The organism is Collinsella sp., from assembly GCF_052346665.1.
Classification (GTDB): domain Bacteria; phylum Actinomycetota; class Coriobacteriia; order Coriobacteriales; family Coriobacteriaceae; genus Collinsella.
Map to the genome: position 1 here is coordinate 26,665 of NZ_DAWDUX010000004.1, position 18,768 is coordinate 45,432.

Genomic DNA, 18,768 nt, shown 5'->3' on the forward strand with positions numbered 1-18,768 from the left:
TTCCAGGCCGGAGTCCTCGTCTTGAACACGAGGGCCATGCGCTCGCGTCACACGATGGAGGAATGGCTTGAGTTCGCCTCCGACGACCGATTCATCTACAACGATCAGGACGTCTTGAACGCGCATTGTGAGGGAGAGGTCGTATATCTCGATTACAGCTGGAACGTCATGATCGACTGCTTTGGCCGTATCAATAAGGTTTTTACCTTTGCTCCAGCCTACATGTTTGATGCGTTCATTGAGTCCCGTTCCAACGAAAAGATCGTTCACTACGCTGGTTTCGAGAAACCTTGGAAGCTGGCGGGATGTGATCGTGGTGAGCTCTATTGGCGCTACGCACGCGAGACGCCATTTTATGAGTCCCTTCTCCAGCATTCGATTGCGGGTAATCGTTCTGGCCGCCTACCTGATTACCTCATACATGAGCCTGCCCTATCCCCCAGAAGTCCTCTTCGTAAGATTGTTGACCCTATCGCGCCGTTGGGATCAGCTCGTCGAGAGCTTGGTAAAAGTATTATTCGCGCGATTCGGGGTATCCGTTAAATTGCTTGAGGCGACCCAGTTCCCTTTGAGAGGCGTGGGTCGCCTTTTATGGATATATGGTTGAACATCGGGCTTCTCGATGTGATGCAAACTGCGTTGGTAATCGCTCTTTATCGATGCTGGTCCATGGACATCAAGAACGAATTGAGTCGACTGGAGCTCGCTAATCAGTCTTCGCCAAAAGCGCCAGCGAAGTAAAGAATATGTGGAGATCCCTGATTCAGTTGGGTGCGAGACTCTCAAATAGTTCGAGTATTTGGGTGGTGCTCGTTTTATCATAATGAGACCAATTGGACAGTATGTTCGCTCGATGCGAAGGCGGAAAGATGCAAGCGACTCAAGCCAATCAACTCGTCTCGGTCATTGTGCCGATTTACAACGCGGAGAAGTATCTCGATCAGTGCTTAAGCAGCATTAGGGAACAGGCATATAGCAATCTTGAGATTATCTGCATCAATGACGGAAGCACCGACGACTCGCTTGCAATTGTTGCAAAGCACGCCGCCCTGGATGATCGTATTCGTATCATCGACAAGGAAAACGCTGGATACGGTGCCGGGTGCAACCGTGGCATGGACGAGGCTCACGGGGAGTGGCTCGCAATCGTGGAGCCTGACGACTGGATTGAACCGGGCATGTATGCCGACATGCTTTCTTTTGCCAGCACATATGACGAGGCGATCGATGTCATTAAGACCCCCTGGTGGAACATCAATGATTGGGATCGATCGGACTCTGAGCAAACGCGCACAAGGTGTCCGTTGACGGTGCGCATGGGGGCGTCTTTTGGTCCCTTCACCTTGTCGGAGCATCCAGTGCTTATAGAACATCATCCTGCGATATGGTCAGCCATATATAGGATTGATTTCCTCCGCGAGCATCATATTCGCTTTCCTGAATACCCCGGGGCTGGCTGGGCGGACAACCCGTTTCTCATCGACACGTTATGTCAGGCCCAGTCGATCGTCTATTTAAATAAGGCCTACTACTGCTATCGAGCCGACCTGCCCGGCTCAACCCGCAACCATGCAACCAATGCGGCGATTCGCCTCCCGTTTGATCGTTGGCTCGACATGCTCGGCTGCATGCAGCGAATCGGCGTGCGCGACAGTGCGATTATCGAGTCCCACTATATCCGGGGATTCAGATATCTAGACGGCGCTATGTACGACGACGGCGCTGACAACCCGGTCGTGCTGGAAGGCATGCGATCCATGTTCTCCGCCATGGATAAAGACATAGTGCTATCGAGCGTTAAGATCTCTCCAAAGCACAAGCGCTTGTTCTGCGAGACGCTTGGGCTTGACGCTCGCGTCACGTCGTCATTGGCGCACACCGCATACGCCGCCCGTGAATTCTGGCTGTCGCTGCGCACGCTTGGCGCATGTGGCGTCGCCAAGCGCGCGCGGTTTAAGCTGACGGGCAGGCGTTAACGGGTCTGCCCGCCTCGCTTCTGCACCCTTGCCACGACAAGACATGCCGCCAGTGCGGCGATGCTCGCCGCGCACCCGACCGTAAAGCCGGGCGACTGAAAGCGCATCTCAATACGGTGAGAGCCCTCGGGAACCTGAATTTGCGACATTCCGCCGCCGAAGGCAGGGGAGAGCGCGACCTCCTTGCCGTCGATTATTGCGCTCCAGCCTTTGTCATACGGGATGGACAGCACAAGATCGGTCTGCTTTTCCGCGTTGTATACGCCCTCGACATGCCCGTCTTCAAACACGTCAGGGGTAAACTGTCGCGATTGCAGCCGCTCGATGCCCTCCTCAAACACGTCGATGTTCAGCGCATAGAACAGGCATTGGCTCTTGGGGGGAAGCTGGGTCTCAGGAGAGCCCTGCACCATGCTGATTTCATGCTGGGTGCTCTCGTCGCCGGACTCCCCAAAGGCGCGAACGTTGTGCGAGAAGCGCGTCGCCTCGCTGCTGATCATCTCGCCGCCAACGATCAGGCCGACGCTTTGGGACCAGTCGGACTCAACGCCGGTTTGCGCGTAGGTGTAACCGATGGTGTGCGCGGGCAGCTTGACGGCCCAGGTGATGCTCGCATCCGATCTTGCCTGCTCGACACCCTGGAGCTGCGTGTACAGCGGCCTGTCGATTCCCGTCAGTTCCGCGAACAGGGCGTTTTGGCGCTCAAAGGGGTCGTCGCCCTGGAGCGTCGACTCGCTGTTTGTACCATTCGCGCACGGATAGCCCAGCGAGAGCGCGTGGGGATTGTAATACACGGGCGAGGTGACATTCGAATGGGGCAGCGTCGTCTCAGTCGATGCGACCGGTTTGCTCCACGTTCCTATATACCGCACGCCCAGCAGGCTGTCCATGACGAGGTTGGGGGCGGCGTAGACGCTCGAGAACTCCCCTTCGGAGCTGTAGCCCAGCGAGTTGAGAAACGCGACGGCCTGGGGGTTGTTTGCCGAGGAGTACGTCGACAGCTGGTTGAATCCGTGCGATATGCCCTCGTTGAACGCGGCGCCGGCACGGTTGTATGTCTTATCGACCCGGTAGAAGGCGTCCGCGTCGAGTTGCTTGAGCTCGCGTACCTGCGTGTCGGCATCGTTGACATACGTGTCATGCGTGTCTTGCGGGTAGTTGATGTAGAGCTGGTTCCAGCACACGTGGGCGTTGAAGCCGAGGTCCGCGAGGACGAGCACGAGCGTACCAAACGGTGCGAGCTTGCGCGCGATGGGGGCGGCGCATGCTGACCGCCCGCCCGCCTCGGTCCACGAGACGGTGCGGGTGTTCGAACCTTCGGCGCGGCAAGCGGCCCGTCTCATGAGAAGGAACGCCGCTGCCCAAATCTCCAAAAAGCTCAACAGGAAAGCGATGCGGCAGTAGAACCCGTTGGGCTGGCGGAAGCCGCACCAGACGTACATGAGCGGCCCTAGCACCGAGCTCACGACGAGGAACCCGGCGAACACGAGCGTCAGCGCGCGAAGCCTCTTGTCGATGCGCTTCTCAAACAGCATGGAGATCGCCAACACAAGGGGGATCAGGCCCGTATAAAACTGGGGTGCGTGGTCGATATTCCATGCAAAGGGAAGAAATCCCCTGATGAGGGCCGTCGGATACGTCTGGAACATGCCAACGGCGGTTTTTGCGCCGCCGCCCATCATGGCAAGTACGGTGGGGACGAACGTCCACGCGGAGAGGCCGAGCCCCAAAAGAATCGCCACGGTGAATCTCACCGCCCGCCCCGCGATCCACGAGCGCGCGGGGCGCACCTCATCGTCATATATCATGACGGCGAGCTCGAACAGCACGAACAGGCAGCAAAAGAGCAGCGTGATGTAGGCCATGTACCAGCAGGTGATGACATCGGCTGCCACGAGGAGCGAAAGCCCGATAAAGCGTCCCGTGCGCAGCAGCTGCCGGCAGCTCCATGCCATGAGCGGCAGCAGGATCAACGCGTCGAGCCACAGGGGATTGCGCAGGTTGGTCGCGGTCCAAGTGGACCAGGTGTAGCACAGGGCGAGCGCGAGCGCCCAGGTGCGCTGCAGGGTGAAGCGGCGACGGAGATACCAGGCCATCGCGGTGTTCATGCACGCGAGCTTGAGGGCGACGATCACGTAGATCGCCAAGGTGAGGTGCGCCTCGTCAAACAGCAGGATGATCAGGTTGAACGGGCTCGCAAGGTAGTAGCTGTACAGTCCCCAGGTGTTGGACCCCATGCCCTGTGCGAAGGAGTAGAACACATTCGCCTCGCCGGTGAGCACATGGCGAAACCAGGTGAAGAAGTCGATGTACTGGTATTTGAGGTCCTCGGTGAGGAACGATTCCGGTCCGAAGGGATACACTCCGCCCCATATGGAGAGGACAACCAGGACCATAACGGGCAAAGTTAGGCAGGCTGCCCAAAAGAGAGCCGTTTTCAGCCGATTGCCGGAGGCTGGGTAATGTGAACCATTATTCATCGAGGTTGGACTCCCTCACGATGTAGAGCGGGCGGTTCTTAGTCTCAAGGTACGTCTTAGCAAGGTACTGACCCATAATTCCCAAGCACAGCAGCTGCACCCCTCCAATAAAGATGATAATCGAGGCAAGCGATGGCCATCCATCGACGGGGTCACCAAAGAGCAGAGCCCGAACGATAATGAAAATCAAGGCGAAAAAGGCGACGATGCAAAAGAGCGTGCCCATGACCGAGGCGATGGACAGCGGCACAGTGGAGAATGCGACGATCCCATCGATTGAGTACAGCAAAAGTGAGAAGAAACTCCATTTGGTTTCGCCGGCAACCCGGTTGACGTTGACGTAGGGGAGCCAGACAGTCTTGAAGCCGACCCAACCGTAGATGCCCTTGGAGAAGCGGTTGTATTCCCGCATGGACAGGATGGCGTCGACCATCGGACGCTTCATGAGGCGAAAATCACGGGCTCCGTCCACGATGTCGGCTTTGGAGATCTTGTTGATGATGCGGTAGAACATACGCGCGAACCAGGAGCGAATCGGCGGTTCGCCCTCGCGCGTTGTGCGGCGCGTGGCGACGTTGTCGCAATTCTCATCCTGCAAGATTCGATACATTTCCGGTAACAGCGATGGGGGGTCTTGCATGTCGGCGTCCATCGTCGCTACTAGATTTCCTGTCGCGTGTTCCAGTCCTGCGTAGAGTGCAGCCTCTTTACCGAAGTTACGCGAAAATGACACCCATTTAATACAATAATCATTGCAGCAGACGTTTGTCTGCTCCTTCATGATGGCAAGAGTACTGTCGCTCGAGCCATCGTCCACGAGCACTACTTCAAATTCCAGTGGCTTGGCGGCTCTCATGCTACGGACAACTTGGGCCAGTTCGTTTAAAAACAAGGGGAGGCTGGCTTCTTCGTTGTAGCAAGGGACCACGATGGAAATGTCGGGCGTTTGATTTGGCATGTGTCACTCCGGTGCTTGGCAGTGCGATGGTTCACTGTGGTTAGTTTAGTAGAGTTTTGCGGGGTCAGGATGGCAGCTTAAGGCTTCGGCTAAAATACAGGGTCGAATGCGACTGACATTGAGGAGGATAATCCAGCATGTCTGATATGGATAACCAATCACGAGGCCGTCATTTTAAGACGGAAGAAGAGCGGCATCCGGAGCCACTTCAGCCTCGGAATCCTTATGTTCCCAGCAGCGTCCACGATGCTTATGATTCTTCTTATAAGCCGGTCTATGGTCTGTCCTCTTCCTCTCATGCTCAGAGCCCTCGGCGCAAGGATCGCAAGAAGGCTCCTTTTGTTCTGTTGGGTGCAATCCTTGTTCTGATCGTCGCAATATCCGGTGTGGGCGTGTCCGCGTTTTTCTCTGCCAAGAATCTCAAAGCAAAGGCCTCGGGCGCGATGTCCGCAATTTCTGCTATTACCGATTCGGTTAAGGCGCAAGATTTTTCTTCCGCCTCCCAAGCGGCTCAAAGCCTCGCCGACCTTACAAGAGAAATGACTGACGGCCTTGATTCTCCGCTTTGGACGGTGGTCTCTCTCATGCCGGTCTATGGCCAAGATATTACATCTGCCCGCACGCTCGTCGGCTCCTTGGACAAGGTCGCCACCGATGCTCTTGTGCCCGTGCTCGATGCTCTCGAGGCGAATCCTCCTGCGGAACTCATTTCATCTGATAAGACAATTAACGTGGCAGCAGCAACCCAGCTGTTCGAGGCGGTGGGGGACGCCGCTCCGTCACTCGCGGAATGCGCTGAGACCGTCGAGTCTCTTCCGCAGTTCGCGTTGCCGCAGCTGGAGGAGATTATGGGTCCGGCTCGCCAAAAGCTTTCTGAAGTTAACGCGCTTGTTCAGGGGGCTGCGGATTTCTCCCCGCTTGCTGCGCCCGTTCTGGGAGCCGAAGGTAATCGAACGTACTTAATTGTTGCTCAAAATTCCGCCGAGATGCGTGCTTCGGGCGGTTTTCCCGGATCAATGGGAACCCTGCGCATTCAGGACGGCAAGATCGAGCTCGACGAGTTTTCCAAGGTGTATGACGTTATGGAGGAGGCCACTCCCGCCTCCATGGGCATCACCGATGCCGAGCGTGCATTGTTCGGTGGTTTTATGGACGTTGCGCGCGATGCGGGTATGGATCCCGATTTTCCGCGCGTTGCGGCGATTTGGGCTGCTGCATATGAAGAGAAGACCGGCGTTCAGCTAGATGGTGTTATCTCCGTGACTCCTGCCGTAGTTCAAGATTTGCTTGCCATTGCGGGCTCCATCACCCTTGAAGACGGAACGGTTGTCGACGGTTCGAATGCCACAAAGGTTCTCCAGCACGACCTGTACTGGAATTATCTGTCTAAGGAGACCTCCGCATCTGGTAATGGCGACCTAACGGATGCGCTGTTTGCCCAGGCTGCCGACCTTGCATTCGAGAAGTTTTTCTCGGGCCTCAACTCCGGTACCCTCATGCAGTTTGCAGAGCTTATGGCCAAGGGCGTCGACAATCGCTCTGTCATGTTCTGGCTCTCCGATGAGACCGAGCAGGATGCACTGAGCGCTCTCGATTGCTCGGGCTCAGTGCTGACCGATTCTTCAGAGCCTGCAGTGGGCACGTATTTCTCGTTGTGGATTGGCTCGAAGATGGGCTGGTACATCGATATCGACAATCAGGTGCTCTCCTCGAGCGATAATGCCGATGGATCACGTACATATCACGTGCAAACGACCTTTGCGAATACCGCTACGTCCGATATTATCGAGACCGCAGGGGACTATATTTCGGGCTATTTAGACGGCTTCGATCGAGACAATCTTTACCCCGAACTGTACATCTATGTTCCTTCTGGGGGTTCCATCTCGACTCTTGAGGCGTCGAATGGAGCAGAGTTTGTAGAGGCTGAGCATGAGGGTCTGCAGGTTTTTCATGCCTCTCGACCCAACTTGCGCGCAGGCGAGTCAATCGTATGCACCTATGAGGTGACAACTGCGCCTGGAGCTGCTGAACTCACCTTCATGAGCACCCCAACACTCACGAAGTATCGCGAGTAGGCCTCATTCGTTTATAATCATCCCTGCCGCGATGCGGTTCATATGACGCGCCATTAGCTCAGCTGGATAGAGCACCGGACTTCTAATCCGATGGTCGAGGGTTCGAATCCCCCATGGCGCACCCTTACATCCAATGCCCGGATGCCATCACGGCATCCGGGCTTTTATCGGGTATGTGCGGGGGATTCGAACCCATTAGGGTCGCGAGACTGAGAAAACGCGTGAGCGTTTTCCAGCGAGCGTGCGAGGGCGCGTAGCGCCCGGAGCTGCGGACGCCGTAGGCGGACGCGAATCCCCCATGGCGCACCCTTACATCCAATGCCCGGATGCCGTCACGGCATCCGGGCATTTTGCGCTCTGAGGTCAAGCCCCGACCATTCCGCCTCACGATAAATCGTTTCATTCCAAACCTACTCCCCAAACTTCCGTAAAGGGTATACAATGAGCGAGTCGTGTTTTTGTGCCGCGTGGATAGTCATGCCGCGCGAGCATCACTCAAAGGAGTCAGGTTATGGTTTCTGAGAAGGCTACCCTCGTCAACCCCCAGGGTCTCCACATGCGTCCTGCCGGCCTCTTCGCCTCCACCATGGGCAAGTTCGCCTCCGATGTCACCGTTGTCGCCCCCGACAAGGAGGTCAACGGTAAGTCCCCGATGGCCCTCATGGCTGCCGGCATCCCTTGTGGCACCGAGGTCGAGGTCAAGTGCGACGGTGCTGACGAGAAGGAGGCCCTCGCTGCCGCCATCGAGCTCATCAAGAGCGGTCTCGGCGAGTAGTTCGCGCCCGCGAGCATTGTCTTTGATGACAGACATCTAATCATATAGGTGTAATTGCAGGTGTCCGCGAACTCGTGGGCGCCTGCTTTTTGTTTCCCTCGCGCACGGGAGGGAAACGGGAGAGAGGAAACGTAATGTATCAGGGAGTTAACGCCTCGGAGGGCATCGGTATCGGCAAGGTTATGGTCGCCGTCGATCCCGACCTCACCTTCGAGCCCCACGAGGTCGCCGACACTGCCGCCGAGAAGGAGCGCTACCAGGCCGCGCTGGCCGTCTTCTGTGAGAAGACCCAGGCCCAGGCCGATCACATGAAGGTCGCGGTGGGCGAGAACGAGGCCGAGATCATGGCCGGCCACATCATCCTTGCCCAGGACCCCGGCATGACCGACGCCATCAACGGTGCCATCGACGGCGGCGCCTGCGCCGAGCAGGCCCTCGTCGACGCTAGCACCATGTTCGAGAACATGTTCCTGTCCATGGACGACGAGATGTTCCGCCTGCGCGCCGCCGACATCGCCGACATCCGCACCGGCATCCTCGCCGAGCTGCTCGGCGTCGAGGTCGTCGACCTCTCCGTTCTCCCCGAGAACACCGTCGTGGTCGTGCACGACCTGACTCCGTCTATGACGGCCACCATCGACAAGGAGCACGTCGCCGGCATCGTCACCGAGACCGGTGGCCGCACCTCCCACTCCGCCATCATCGCCCGCGCCCTGGAGATCCCCGCGGTGCTCTCCGTTGCCAACAGCTGCTCCGCGTTGCGCAACGGCATGACCGCCATCGTCGACGGCTCCAAGGGCGTTGTCATCGCCGAGCCCGAAGGTGACGTCCTCGCCGACTACCAGGCCAAGGCCCAGGCGTTCGCCGAGGAGAAGGCGGCCCTCGAGGCCTTCCGCGGCCAGGAGACCGTCACCGCCGACGGCATCAAGAAGATCCTCGCCTGCAATATCGGCAGCCCCAACGACGTTCCCAACGCGCTCGAGCACGATGCCGAGGCCATCGGCCTGTTCCGCTCCGAGTTCCTGTTCATGGACGCCACCGAGCTTCCTTCCGAGGAGGAGCAGTTCCAGGCCTATCGCAAGGTCGCCTCTGCCATGAAGGGCGCCCCGGTCATCATCCGCACGCTTGACGTGGGCGGCGACAAGGCGATTCCTTACCTCGCCATGGAGCCGGAGGAGAATCCCTTCATGGGCTTCCGCGCTGTGCGTTACTGCCTTGAGTACGTCGACCAGTACAAGGTCCAGCTCCGCGCCCTGCTGCGCGCCGGTGCCTTCGGCGACGTCAAGATCATGATCCCGCTCGTCACCTGCGTTGAGGAGGTCCGTGCCGTCAAGGCGCTCGTCGAGGAGTGCAAGCACGAGCTTGAGGCCGAGGGTCTCAAGTATGACGAGAACATCGAGGTCGGCGTCATGATGGAGACTCCTGCCGCCTCCCTCATCGCCGACAAGCTCGCCGAGGAGGCCGACTTCTTCTCCATCGGCACCAACGACCTCATCGGCTACACCATGTGCGCCGACCGTGGTAACGACCACATCTCCAACCTCTATCAGGTGTACTACCCGGCCGTGCTCCGTTCCATCAAGAACATCATTGAGAACGGCGTCAATGCCGGCATCATGGTGGGCATGTGCGGTGAGGCTGCGGCCGATCCGCTGCTCGAGCCGCTGTTGATCTCCTTCGGTCTGGAGGAGTTCTCCATGTCCGCGCCGTCCATCCTTCGCGCCCGCAAGACCATCTCCCAGTGGTCCAAGGCAGAGTGCGATGAGCTTGCCGAGAAGGCGCTTGCCTGCTCAACTGCTGAGGAAGTCAAGGCGCTGCTCGAGGCCGCCGCTCGCTAAACGCGAGCAAATTTGCCGGCTGCACGCTCCACCACCGCGGTACGGGCTGCAGCCGGCCATCGTATATTTGCCGATAAATCGATTTATCACCTATGTGGCCGATGTTCTGCTTTCATTTGCGCTACGCTATGGAGGTCAGTGCGTCTGATTAGGAGGCTGTATGTTTTACACTCTGACTGCCAATCCCGCCGTTGACATGACGGTCGCCGGCCCCGCGCTCGTTCCCGATGAGAACGTTCGTGCGAACTCCGCCAGCTATACCGCCAACGGCAAGGGTCTCGACGTGTCGTTCGCCCTCAAGAAGTTCGGCGTCGACTCCGTCGCCCTCGGTTTCTTTGGCGGCTTCACCGGCAAGTTCATCGTCGAGGAGACCATGAACCTCGGCTGCCTGTGCCGTCCGGTCTGGATTGACGGCGTGACGCGCATCTGCGCCTATATCAACGACGGCGAGCACGAGTACGGCGTCCTCAACCCCGGTGCCCCGCTTACCCCTCAGTACGAGCAGGAGCTCTACGACATCCTCGACACCAGCACCGGCATGGACTGCCTGATCGTCTCCGGTTCCGTTCCGCCCCGCGCCTCCAAGGACTTCCTCGATCAGGTCATGGAGCATGCCCAGGAGCGCGGCGCCGACGTGGTCCTCGACCTCTCCTCCGACAAGCTCAAGACGCTTGCCTCCAAGAAGCCGTTGCTCATCAAGCCGAACCATCACGAGATGCGTGAGATCTTCGGCGTTCCGGTGAACACCGACGACGAGGTCCGCGTCGCCATGAAGCTCGCCCATGAGGCCGGCGTCCAGAACGTACTGCTCACCCGCGGTAGCCGCGGCGACGCCTACTTCTCCAACGGCGAGGACATCTGGTACGCCAAGCGCGAGTTCAACATCAAGCTCGTGTCCTCCGTCTGCGCCGGCGACTGCACCCTCGCCGCCTTCCTGCTCAAGTGGTACAAGGATCGCGACAATGTCGAGGAGGCCATGAAGCTCGCCATGGCCACCGGCGCCAACGTCGCCGAGAGCGTTGGTCTGGGTGACTTCGGCCGCGTTGACGAGTACTCCAAGCGCGTCACTGTTCGCAAGCTCGAGCGCAAGTAATTCTCGACCTTGATCTTGCTGCTTTTGGGCGCCGTCGGCCTCTCGCCGGCGGCGCCCTTTTGGCTCAACTGGTGCAATTGGGGTACGTCCCCAATTGCACCATTTGATTGAGGATAATGGGGTCTTATGCTTGGTATACTGGGGCGCAAGAGCAAGGAGGACCATGCAGCATTCCACGGACATGTCTTTTGCGGGGAGCGCCCTTAACGGCGCGGTGCCGAGCGATGCCGCGGTCATGGTCTTGCGCACGCTCGAGGCTTCCGGTCTCGAGGCGTGGATTGTTGGAGGTTGGGTTCGCGACGCGCTTATGGGCACGTCCGGTCACGATATCGACATCTGTTGCAGCGGTTCGTGGGAGGAGAGCGCGGCGGCTCTGCGAGGCGCGGGGATCTCAGTAATCGAGTCGGGCATCAAATTCGGGGGTATCACTGCCGTCGTCGGCGGAGAGCGCATTGAGGTCACGGCATACCGTTTGGACGGATTCTATACGGATGGCCGTCACCCCGAGGATGTGCAACGAGCCTCCTGCGTTGAAGACGACCTGGCGCGCAGGGACTTTACCGTCAATGCGATGGCATGGCATCCCGAGCGAGGGCTGCTCGACTGCTATGACGGTCGTGGTGATTTAGAGCGTAGGCAGATTCGCGCGGTGGGGGAGCCCCGTCGTCGTTTCGAGGAAGATGCGTTGCGCATGCTACGTGCCGTACGCTTTGCCTGCCGCCTTGACTTCTCCATGGATGCTGCCACGGCGATGGCACTGGCGTCTTGTGCTCCGTTGCTCGACCAGGTGGCACGTGAACGTGTGGGTATTGAGCTCGAGGGGATTCTCGTTACTCGCCGCGGGGGTGACGCCCTCGTGCGGTATCCCGAGGTCATGTGTGCGGCGATCCCTGAGCTCGCTGCCGCGCGCGGATTTGACCAGCACACCAAATATCATGCTTTCGACGTGTACGAGCACGTTGCGCGCGTTCTCACGGTTGCAGGGGAGTTGTCGAGTTTTCGCATTGACGGCGGGGACCCGAATACCCCCGTCTCAGCGTCGCTCATGTGGGCGGCTCTGCTGCACGACATCGCCAAACCCCAGACGTTTACCCTTGACGACCGGGGGCGTGGACATTTTTACGGCCACCCGGAGCGTGGCGAGGTCATGGCAAAGACGATTATGCGGCGCCTCTCATGCGGCAACGATTTGATTCGCGACGCGACCCTTCTCATCCGGTATCATGATCAGCCGCTCAGGCCGCAACGCGTTGACTTGTTGCGCATGATGCAACGCTTCTCGGCACCGGGGGTCGACACCGCTCGTCTTATGGGCGAGCTGTTCGACCTCAAGCGCGCCGACACCCTCGGCAAGGCCCCGAGTTGCTTTTACTACGTGGACGAGATTGAGCGCATGCGCGAGATGTGCCGCGAGCTCATGGCGAATCACGAGGCTTTTAGCATCAAGACGCTCGCTTTGACGGGTGGGGACCTCATCGCGCGCGGCATGACGCCTGGGCCGCACGTCGGGGCGGCGCTCAAGCGCGCCTTGGAAGCAACGATCGCAGGGGCCGTTGCCAACGACAAGGCCGCGCTCCTCGAATTTCTCGGTCTGTAGCGGGATTTGCTGGGCCGGGTCGTGGCGGTCGAGTCGATCGGGCGGCGGGTTGAGGTGGCACCTCGGGTCTGCGAGGCGGCGAGGCGTCTCTCCATCTTTTCTCTCGAGGACAATCCATCAGTGGTATCATGGCACTTGCTAGTATTACGAATATGCATATGCGTAACACTATTGAGGAGCTATCGTGACCCACCGCGCTTTGATTACGCCCCCTGTCCGTCCCGAGTTTGCTGATGGACGATGTCCGGTATGTAGCCGCAGAGGGCTTCTCGCCGGTTCCGCCGCCGGAGCGGTCCTTGCCGCGACGGGCGCGCTTATGGGATGCGCGTCGTCTGGTGAAGCCTCGGGGAGTGGCTCATCCATCGATTCCAGCGGGCGCTCGCAGGTCGTCGTCGCCATGAACGCGACGAGCGAGCCTGCCGCGGGGTTTGATCCGCTCGTCTCGTGGGGCTGCGGCGAGCACGTGCACGAGCCGCTCATTCAGTCGACGCTCGTGACAACTGATGAGCAGCTCAACATCGTGAGCGATTTGGCTACCGAGTACCTGTGCTCGGACGATGGCCTTGTTTGGACGTTCACCATTCGCGACGATGTCTTGTTTACGGACGGCGAGCCTCTTACCGCTCGCGACGTCGCCTTTACGGTCAACGGCGTTATCCAAAGCTCGGCCTCGGAGGCAGATCTTTCCATGGTCGACACCGCCGTCGCCGTGAGCGATACGGTTGTCGAGCTTCACCTCAACAAACCGTATAATGCCCTGCTGTACACGCTTGCCGTTCTCGGTATCGTGCCGGAACACGCCTATGGTGAGGGCTACGGCGCGAAGCCCATTGGATCGGGCCGGTATGTCTTGGAGCGTTGGGACAAGGGGCAGCAGGTCGTGTTCGCCTCCAATCCCGATTACTACGGTACGACGCCGACTATGGAGCGCGTGGTCGTGGTGTTCATGGATGAGGATGCCGCGCTCGCCGCGGTGCAGAAGGGCGAGGTCGACATCGCCTATACGTACGCCACGCATGCCCACCAGGCCTTCGATGGGTATGAGCTTGTGGCGTACGAGACGGTCGACTCGCGTGGTGTCTCGCTTCCGACGGTGCCTTCCGGCCAGACCAAGGTGCTCGAGGGCGACATTGCGTATGAGATGGGCAATGACGTGACCTGCGACCTTGCGATCCGTCGTGCCATCAACTGCGGTATAGACCGTGAGTCCATGATCGAGCAGGTGCTAGACGGGTACGGCAAGGTTGCGTGTTCGGTCGGCGACGGCATGCCGTGGTCGAGTGACGACATGCAGGTCGATTTCGATCGCGAGCAGGCCAACCGTCTGCTCGAAGAGGCGGGTTGGCTCCGCGGCGAGGATGGTGTTCGGAGCCGCGACGGCGTGCGCGCAGCCTTCGACATCTGGTATTCGTCCGACGACTCCGTGCGCCAGGCGCTGGCGAATGAATTCGCCAATCAGATGAGCGAACTCGGCCTTGAGGTGACGCCTCGAGGCGGGAGCTGGGACGAGATCTATCCTCGGCAATTTAGCCAGCCCATCCTGTGGGGCTGGGGCTCGAACTCGCCGGTTGAGGTCTATGAACTGCATTATTCCACGGGCTGGGGCAATTACAGCTGCTATGAGAACGAGACTGTCGATGCGTACCTCGACCAAGCGCTCGCGCAGACGGATGTCGAGGCGTCGTATGAGTTCTGGAAAAAGGCGATGTGGGACGGAACCGAGGGCGTGGCACCCAAGGGCGCCGCGACGTGGGCATGGATCGCCAACGTCGACCACCTGTATTTCAAGCGCGAGGGGCTGGATGTCGCCCATCAAAAGCCGCACCCCCATGGGCACGGCTGGTCGCTGGTGAACAACGTGGACACGTGGAGCTGGGCATAACGTGAGGCATCTGGATGTGGGTCTTGCGGGGCGGTTCGCTTTGCGCGAGGTGCTGAGGTTCTGTGCGCTGATGATTGCCGTCAGCTTCGTCACGTTCGCGCTTGTGGCGGCTTCTCCCATCGATCCGGTTCAGGCGAACGTGGGACAGCAGGCGCTCTTGGGCATGAGCGCCGCCAAGCGGGCCCAGCTCGCCGCGCACTGGGGGTCGGGCGCGCCGTTTTGGGAGCGGTATGTCCTGTGGGCTCAAGGCGTGGTCATGGGTGATTGGGGCACGAGTCTTCGTTATAACGCGCCGGTCATCCACGTGGTAGGGGAGCGTTTCGCAAGTTCGTTCGTGCTCATGATGAGCGCATGGTTGCTGTCGGGTGTCCTTGGCGTGACCCTCGGCATTGCGGCGGGCGCGCATCGCGACGGCCCGGTTGATCGAGTGGTCAGCGGAGCGTGCATCGCGCTCTCGTCCACGCCCGCTTTTTGGGTGGGAATCGTCGCGCTTATGGTCTTTTCCGTCGCCCTCGGATGGTTTCCCATTGGTTTCTCGGCGCCCATCGGCGCAAGCGTTTCGGACATCTCCCTGTTCGAGCGCGTGCGTCATGTGGCCCTGCCGGCGCTCACCCTCTCGGTCACCGGACTTCCCACCATCGCCCTCCATACGCGTGAAAAGGTCGTTGACGTGCTGGAGAGCGATTACGTTCGCTTTGCGCGTGCTCGCGGTGAATCGAGTCGCGATATTCTGCTACGTCATGGTTTTCGTAATTTGATCCTCCCCGCCCTCACGCTTCAGTTCGCCTCTGTTGGGGAGATTTTTGGAGGCTCGGTATTGGTCGAACAGGTGTTTTCCTATCCTGGGCTGGGCCAGGCGGCTGTGACGGCGGGTTTGGGCGGTGACGCGCCCTTGCTCGTGGGTATCGCGCTTGGTAGCGCCGCATTCGTATTCGCGGGCAATGCGATTGCGAACGTGCTGTATGCCGTTGTCGATCCGCGCATGCGAGAGGGGAAGCCCCATGCCGCCCACTGATACCTTGCGCACGGAGGGCTCGGGGAGCTCCCATCGCGACGGTCCGACCGTGTTCCATCGTCCCGCTGCGCGCGTAATGGACAATCGCGTGCGTCTTGTGGCAGCGTGCACGCTGTGTATCTCCGTACTGCTCGTCGTCGCCATTGCGGGGGGAGTGGTGGCCGCCCGAGCCTCCGTCACCGATTTCGCGTCTAAGATGCTGCCTCCGTCATGCGCACATCCCTTTGGGACGGATCAGATGGGCAGGGACATGCTGCTGCGTACCCTCGCAGGCTTGTCAACGTCCCTGTTCGTCGGGCTGCTGGCATCGGCTGTCACGACCTGCATCTCGCTTGTCCTGGCCGTACTCGCCGCCTTTGGGGGGCGAGCGTCCGATGCGGCCGTCTCATGGCTCACGGACCTCGTAATGGGCGTTCCGCATATCGTGCTGCTGTTGCTCATAAGTTATGCGCTCGGACGTGGGTTTTGGGGCGTGACGATTGGCGTCGCGCTCACGCATTGGCCGAGTTTGACCCGATTGCTGCGGGCGGAGTTGCTGCAGGCAAAGCGTGAACCGTATCTTGAGGCGAGTGCTGCCCTGGGCGTCTCTTGGCCGCGCGTGGTCGTGCGTCACCTCATTCCGGCGATTGCCCCGCAGCTCATTGTTGGGGCGGTTTTGGCGTTTCCTCATGCGATCTTGCATGAGGCATCTATCACGTTTTTGGGATTTGGCCTCTCGCCCGACCAGCCCGCCATTGGCGTGATCTTGTCCGAGTCGATGGGATATCTCACGGCTGGCGCTTGGTGGCTTGCGGTCTTGCCGGGTGCGGCGCTGGTTGCCTGCGTCGCCTTGTTCGATATGCTCGGCTCAAGCTTGAGGCGTCTCATCGACGCACGCACGTCGCAGGAGTAAGGGGGAGAGATGACCGACCAATCTGCCGCTCCGTGCTTGCGTCGCTCCGCTTGCCGGGAGGGCGGGAATTCGCCGTGTGGCACAGGAGAGCATGGGGAGCGTCATGCCGACACCGAGCGGCATCACAACCATACGCACGCGCCGTCATCGCATCATCCGGGTGATCATCACCTGCTCACGGTCGAGGGGCTAACGGTTTCATTTGACCGGTACGCCGCCGCTTGCGTTGAGATGCGCGATTCACGCGGTGAGGCTCGCGCGGGCAACTCGGGGCCCTCGTCCCGCCTGAGTCGTATCTTTTCTCAGCGTTCGAGGGGCGAAGTCCTTCATGGTCTCACGCTTTCCGTTCACGAGGGGGAGATGGTGGCGGTCGTGGGCGCAAGCGGTTCGGGAAAAACCGTGCTCGCCGATGCGCTGCTGGGGCTCTATGAGCCAAATTCCACGGTCTCGGGTGAAATCTGGTTCGATGGCGAGCAAATGAATGCCCGCTCGCTTGCACGTTTGAGGGGCAGCGGTGTAAGCCTCGTTCCTCAGAGTGTGTCGCATCTCGACCCGCTCATGCGGGTGGGCAGGCAGGTTCAGGGCGCTCCGCGAGGCGTTACGCGTGCGGAGCGGCTGCGCGACCGTTGCCGCCGCGAGGTTCGTCAGCGGGAACTGTTCGAGCTGTATGGCCTGGCACCCGAGGTCGAGCAAATGTATCCCCATGAGCTCTCGGGCGGCATGGCGCGTCGCGTACTGCTCATGTGCGCCCTTATGGAGGAGCCGCGCCTTTTGATTGCCGATGAACCCACGCCTGGACTTGACGTCGAACTTTCCGTACGGGCTGTCGATGATCTTCGGGCATTTGCCGATACCGGTGCGGGCGTCATCCTCATCACGCACGATCTTGAGCTGGCGGTGCGTGTTGCGGACCGCATTGCGGTGTTCAAGGATGGGCGCGTGGTTGAGGAGACTGCGGCCCGCTGCTTCGCCAACCCGCATTTGCTCGAGGATCCGTTTTCGCAGGCCTTGTGTCGCGAGCTCATTGCCCTCCATGGGGTAGGTGGGGGAGTTGGTGACCCGGATGACGCCGTGGGGGCTTCGTTGCCACCTGGGAGCCCCGATGCGGCAGAGCCGGTGCTTCTGGAGGCTCACGGTCTCTCCTTCGCATACGCTGCGAAGGAGCCGCTCTTTGCCGACGTTGAGCTTACGGTTCGCGCCAACGAGCGCGTGGCGCTTCTGGGGGCATCTGGTGCGGGGAAAACGACCCTCTGCCGCGTGTTTGCGGGGTATATGGAGCCCTCAGCTGGATCGGTGCGTGTCGAGGGGGCATCTGCAGGGGAGAGGGGGCGTTCGCCGCGGCGCGTGCAGCTCATCTCCCAGCATCCCGAGAAGGCCTTCGATCCCCGTATGCGCATGGAGGCATCACTTGCCGAGGCGGGTGATTTCGATGCTCCGTGGACGCAAGAGCTTCTTGAGCGCTTTGGAATTCACAGGGGCTGGCTCGACCGTCTGCCTCATGAGCTCTCTGGTGGGGAACTCATGAGGTTCTGCCTTGTGCGCGCTTTCATGACGCGCCCGGCGATTTTGATATGCGACGAATCGACGGCGATGCTCGATCTGGTGACGCAGGCGGAGCTGTGGCGTCAGATCCTGCACCTGCAAGTTCAGATGAGGTTCGGCTTGATTTTCGTCTCGCATAACCCCGCGCTCGTTCGCCGGATAGCCACAAGGTCGTATTCTGAGCTGCTGCGTTCGTAATACGTCCACAAACTCAAAAAACTTTGCGTTTGGGGCTTGCGCGAAGAGAGACGATTCCGTATAGTGTTTCCTCGCGCTGAGGCGTGACGCGCATCACCTTGGGATGTCGTCTAATGGCAGGACAGCGGATTCTGGTTCCGTCAATGGGGGTTCGACTCCCTCCATCCCAGCCATATGCGCTGCTTGCTTCTCGCTTTTGGCCCGTTCGTCTAGCGGTTCAGGACGCCGCCCTCTCAAGGCGGAGATCACCGGTTCGAATCCGGTACGGGCTACCAAACTTTTCTTTTGACGAACCATTCTTTTGGTTCGCCAAATTTTTATTCCAACAACTCGTGTCCACGCGTTCATCACGACCGCTATCGATGAGATCGTTCGCTTTTTCGGTGCTGGGATGCTGCCCGCCAACTCAGATTACAAAAAACGACAATGTGTACCAAATCGCCG

13 protein-coding genes and 3 tRNA genes are annotated in these 18,768 nt (G+C 59.6%); 14 read left to right on the forward strand and 2 right to left on the reverse strand.

Features of this window, described 5'->3' with window-relative positions; translation table 11 throughout:
• Together ACT8II_RS01395 and ACT8II_RS01400 are read left to right on the forward strand one after the other, a co-directional pair.
• A partial coding sequence (locus ACT8II_RS01395; RefSeq protein ID WP_443812849.1) for a glycosyltransferase family 8 protein occupies positions 1-543 on the forward strand: 543 nt, incomplete at its 5' end.
• A gap of 326 nt (positions 544-869) precedes the next feature.
• On the forward strand, positions 870-1,976 hold the full coding sequence (locus ACT8II_RS01400) for a glycosyltransferase (protein WP_317439999.1): 1,107 nt from the start codon (positions 870-872) through the stop codon (positions 1,974-1,976).
• On the opposite strand, the gene ACT8II_RS01405 is transcribed toward ACT8II_RS01400, so the two are convergent.
• Positions 1,973-4,456, reverse strand: a complete 2,484-nt coding sequence (locus ACT8II_RS01405; RefSeq protein ID WP_443812850.1) for a YfhO family protein — start codon at positions 4,454-4,456, stop codon at positions 1,973-1,975. The genes ACT8II_RS01400 and ACT8II_RS01405 overlap by 4 nt on opposite strands.
• A complete protein-coding gene (locus tag ACT8II_RS01410) occupies positions 4,449-5,414 on the reverse strand; it encodes a glycosyltransferase family 2 protein (RefSeq protein ID WP_294158934.1) in 966 nt (321 codons plus the stop codon). The genes ACT8II_RS01405 and ACT8II_RS01410 overlap by 8 nt, the downstream gene beginning before the upstream one ends.
• 137 nt (positions 5,415-5,551) lie before the next feature.
• Here ACT8II_RS01410 and ACT8II_RS01415 point away from each other — a divergent pair, with 137 nt between their 5' ends.
• From ACT8II_RS01415 to ACT8II_RS01470, 12 genes are all read left to right on the forward strand, one after another.
• Positions 5,552-7,492 carry a DUF4012 domain-containing protein gene (locus tag ACT8II_RS01415; protein WP_443812851.1) on the forward strand — a complete coding sequence of 647 codons (1,941 nt, stop codon included), beginning with the start codon at positions 5,552-5,554 and terminating at the stop codon, positions 7,490-7,492.
• Between the two features lie 47 nt (positions 7,493-7,539).
• Positions 7,540-7,613, forward strand: a tRNA-Arg gene (locus ACT8II_RS01420).
• A 390-nt stretch (positions 7,614-8,003) separates the two neighbouring features.
• A complete protein-coding gene (locus ACT8II_RS01425; protein ID WP_118653769.1) occupies positions 8,004-8,267 on the forward strand; it encodes an HPr family phosphocarrier protein in 264 nt (87 codons plus the stop codon).
• 134 nt (positions 8,268-8,401) lie between these two features.
• Positions 8,402-10,105 (forward strand): phosphoenolpyruvate--protein phosphotransferase, encoded by a 1,704-nt coding sequence (ptsP, locus tag ACT8II_RS01430; RefSeq protein WP_294123485.1) that lies wholly within the window; start codon positions 8,402-8,404, stop codon positions 10,103-10,105.
• A 160-nt stretch (positions 10,106-10,265) separates the two neighbouring features.
• Positions 10,266-11,198 (forward strand): 1-phosphofructokinase family hexose kinase, encoded by a 933-nt coding sequence (locus ACT8II_RS01435; protein WP_118653771.1) that lies wholly within the window; start codon positions 10,266-10,268, stop codon positions 11,196-11,198.
• Between the two features lie 163 nt (positions 11,199-11,361).
• Positions 11,362-12,795: a CCA tRNA nucleotidyltransferase gene (locus tag ACT8II_RS01440; RefSeq protein WP_443812852.1), complete on the forward strand. Its 1,434-nt coding sequence runs from the start codon at positions 11,362-11,364 to the stop codon at positions 12,793-12,795.
• Positions 12,796-12,979: 184 nt separating this feature from the next.
• Positions 12,980-14,677 (forward strand): ABC transporter substrate-binding protein, encoded by a 1,698-nt coding sequence (locus ACT8II_RS01445; protein ID WP_330005593.1) that lies wholly within the window; start codon positions 12,980-12,982, stop codon positions 14,675-14,677.
• A gap of 1 nt (position 14,678) precedes the next feature.
• Complete coding sequence (locus tag ACT8II_RS01450; protein ID WP_443812853.1) at positions 14,679-15,692, forward strand: ABC transporter permease; 1,014 nt, start codon at positions 14,679-14,681, stop codon at positions 15,690-15,692.
• Positions 15,679-16,584 (forward strand): ABC transporter permease, encoded by a 906-nt coding sequence (locus ACT8II_RS01455; protein WP_317440006.1) that lies wholly within the window; start codon positions 15,679-15,681, stop codon positions 16,582-16,584. Before ACT8II_RS01450 ends, ACT8II_RS01455 begins: the two co-directional genes overlap by 14 nt.
• Before the next feature lie 9 nt (positions 16,585-16,593).
• Positions 16,594-18,324, forward strand: a complete 1,731-nt coding sequence (locus tag ACT8II_RS01460) for an ABC transporter ATP-binding protein (RefSeq protein ID WP_443812854.1) — start codon at positions 16,594-16,596, stop codon at positions 18,322-18,324.
• 99 nt (positions 18,325-18,423) lie between these two features.
• Positions 18,424-18,497: transfer RNA gene (locus ACT8II_RS01465), tRNA-Gln, on the forward strand.
• A 25-nt stretch (positions 18,498-18,522) separates the two neighbouring features.
• Positions 18,523-18,599, forward strand: a tRNA-Glu gene (locus ACT8II_RS01470).
• Positions 18,600-18,768 lie beyond the last annotated feature (169 nt).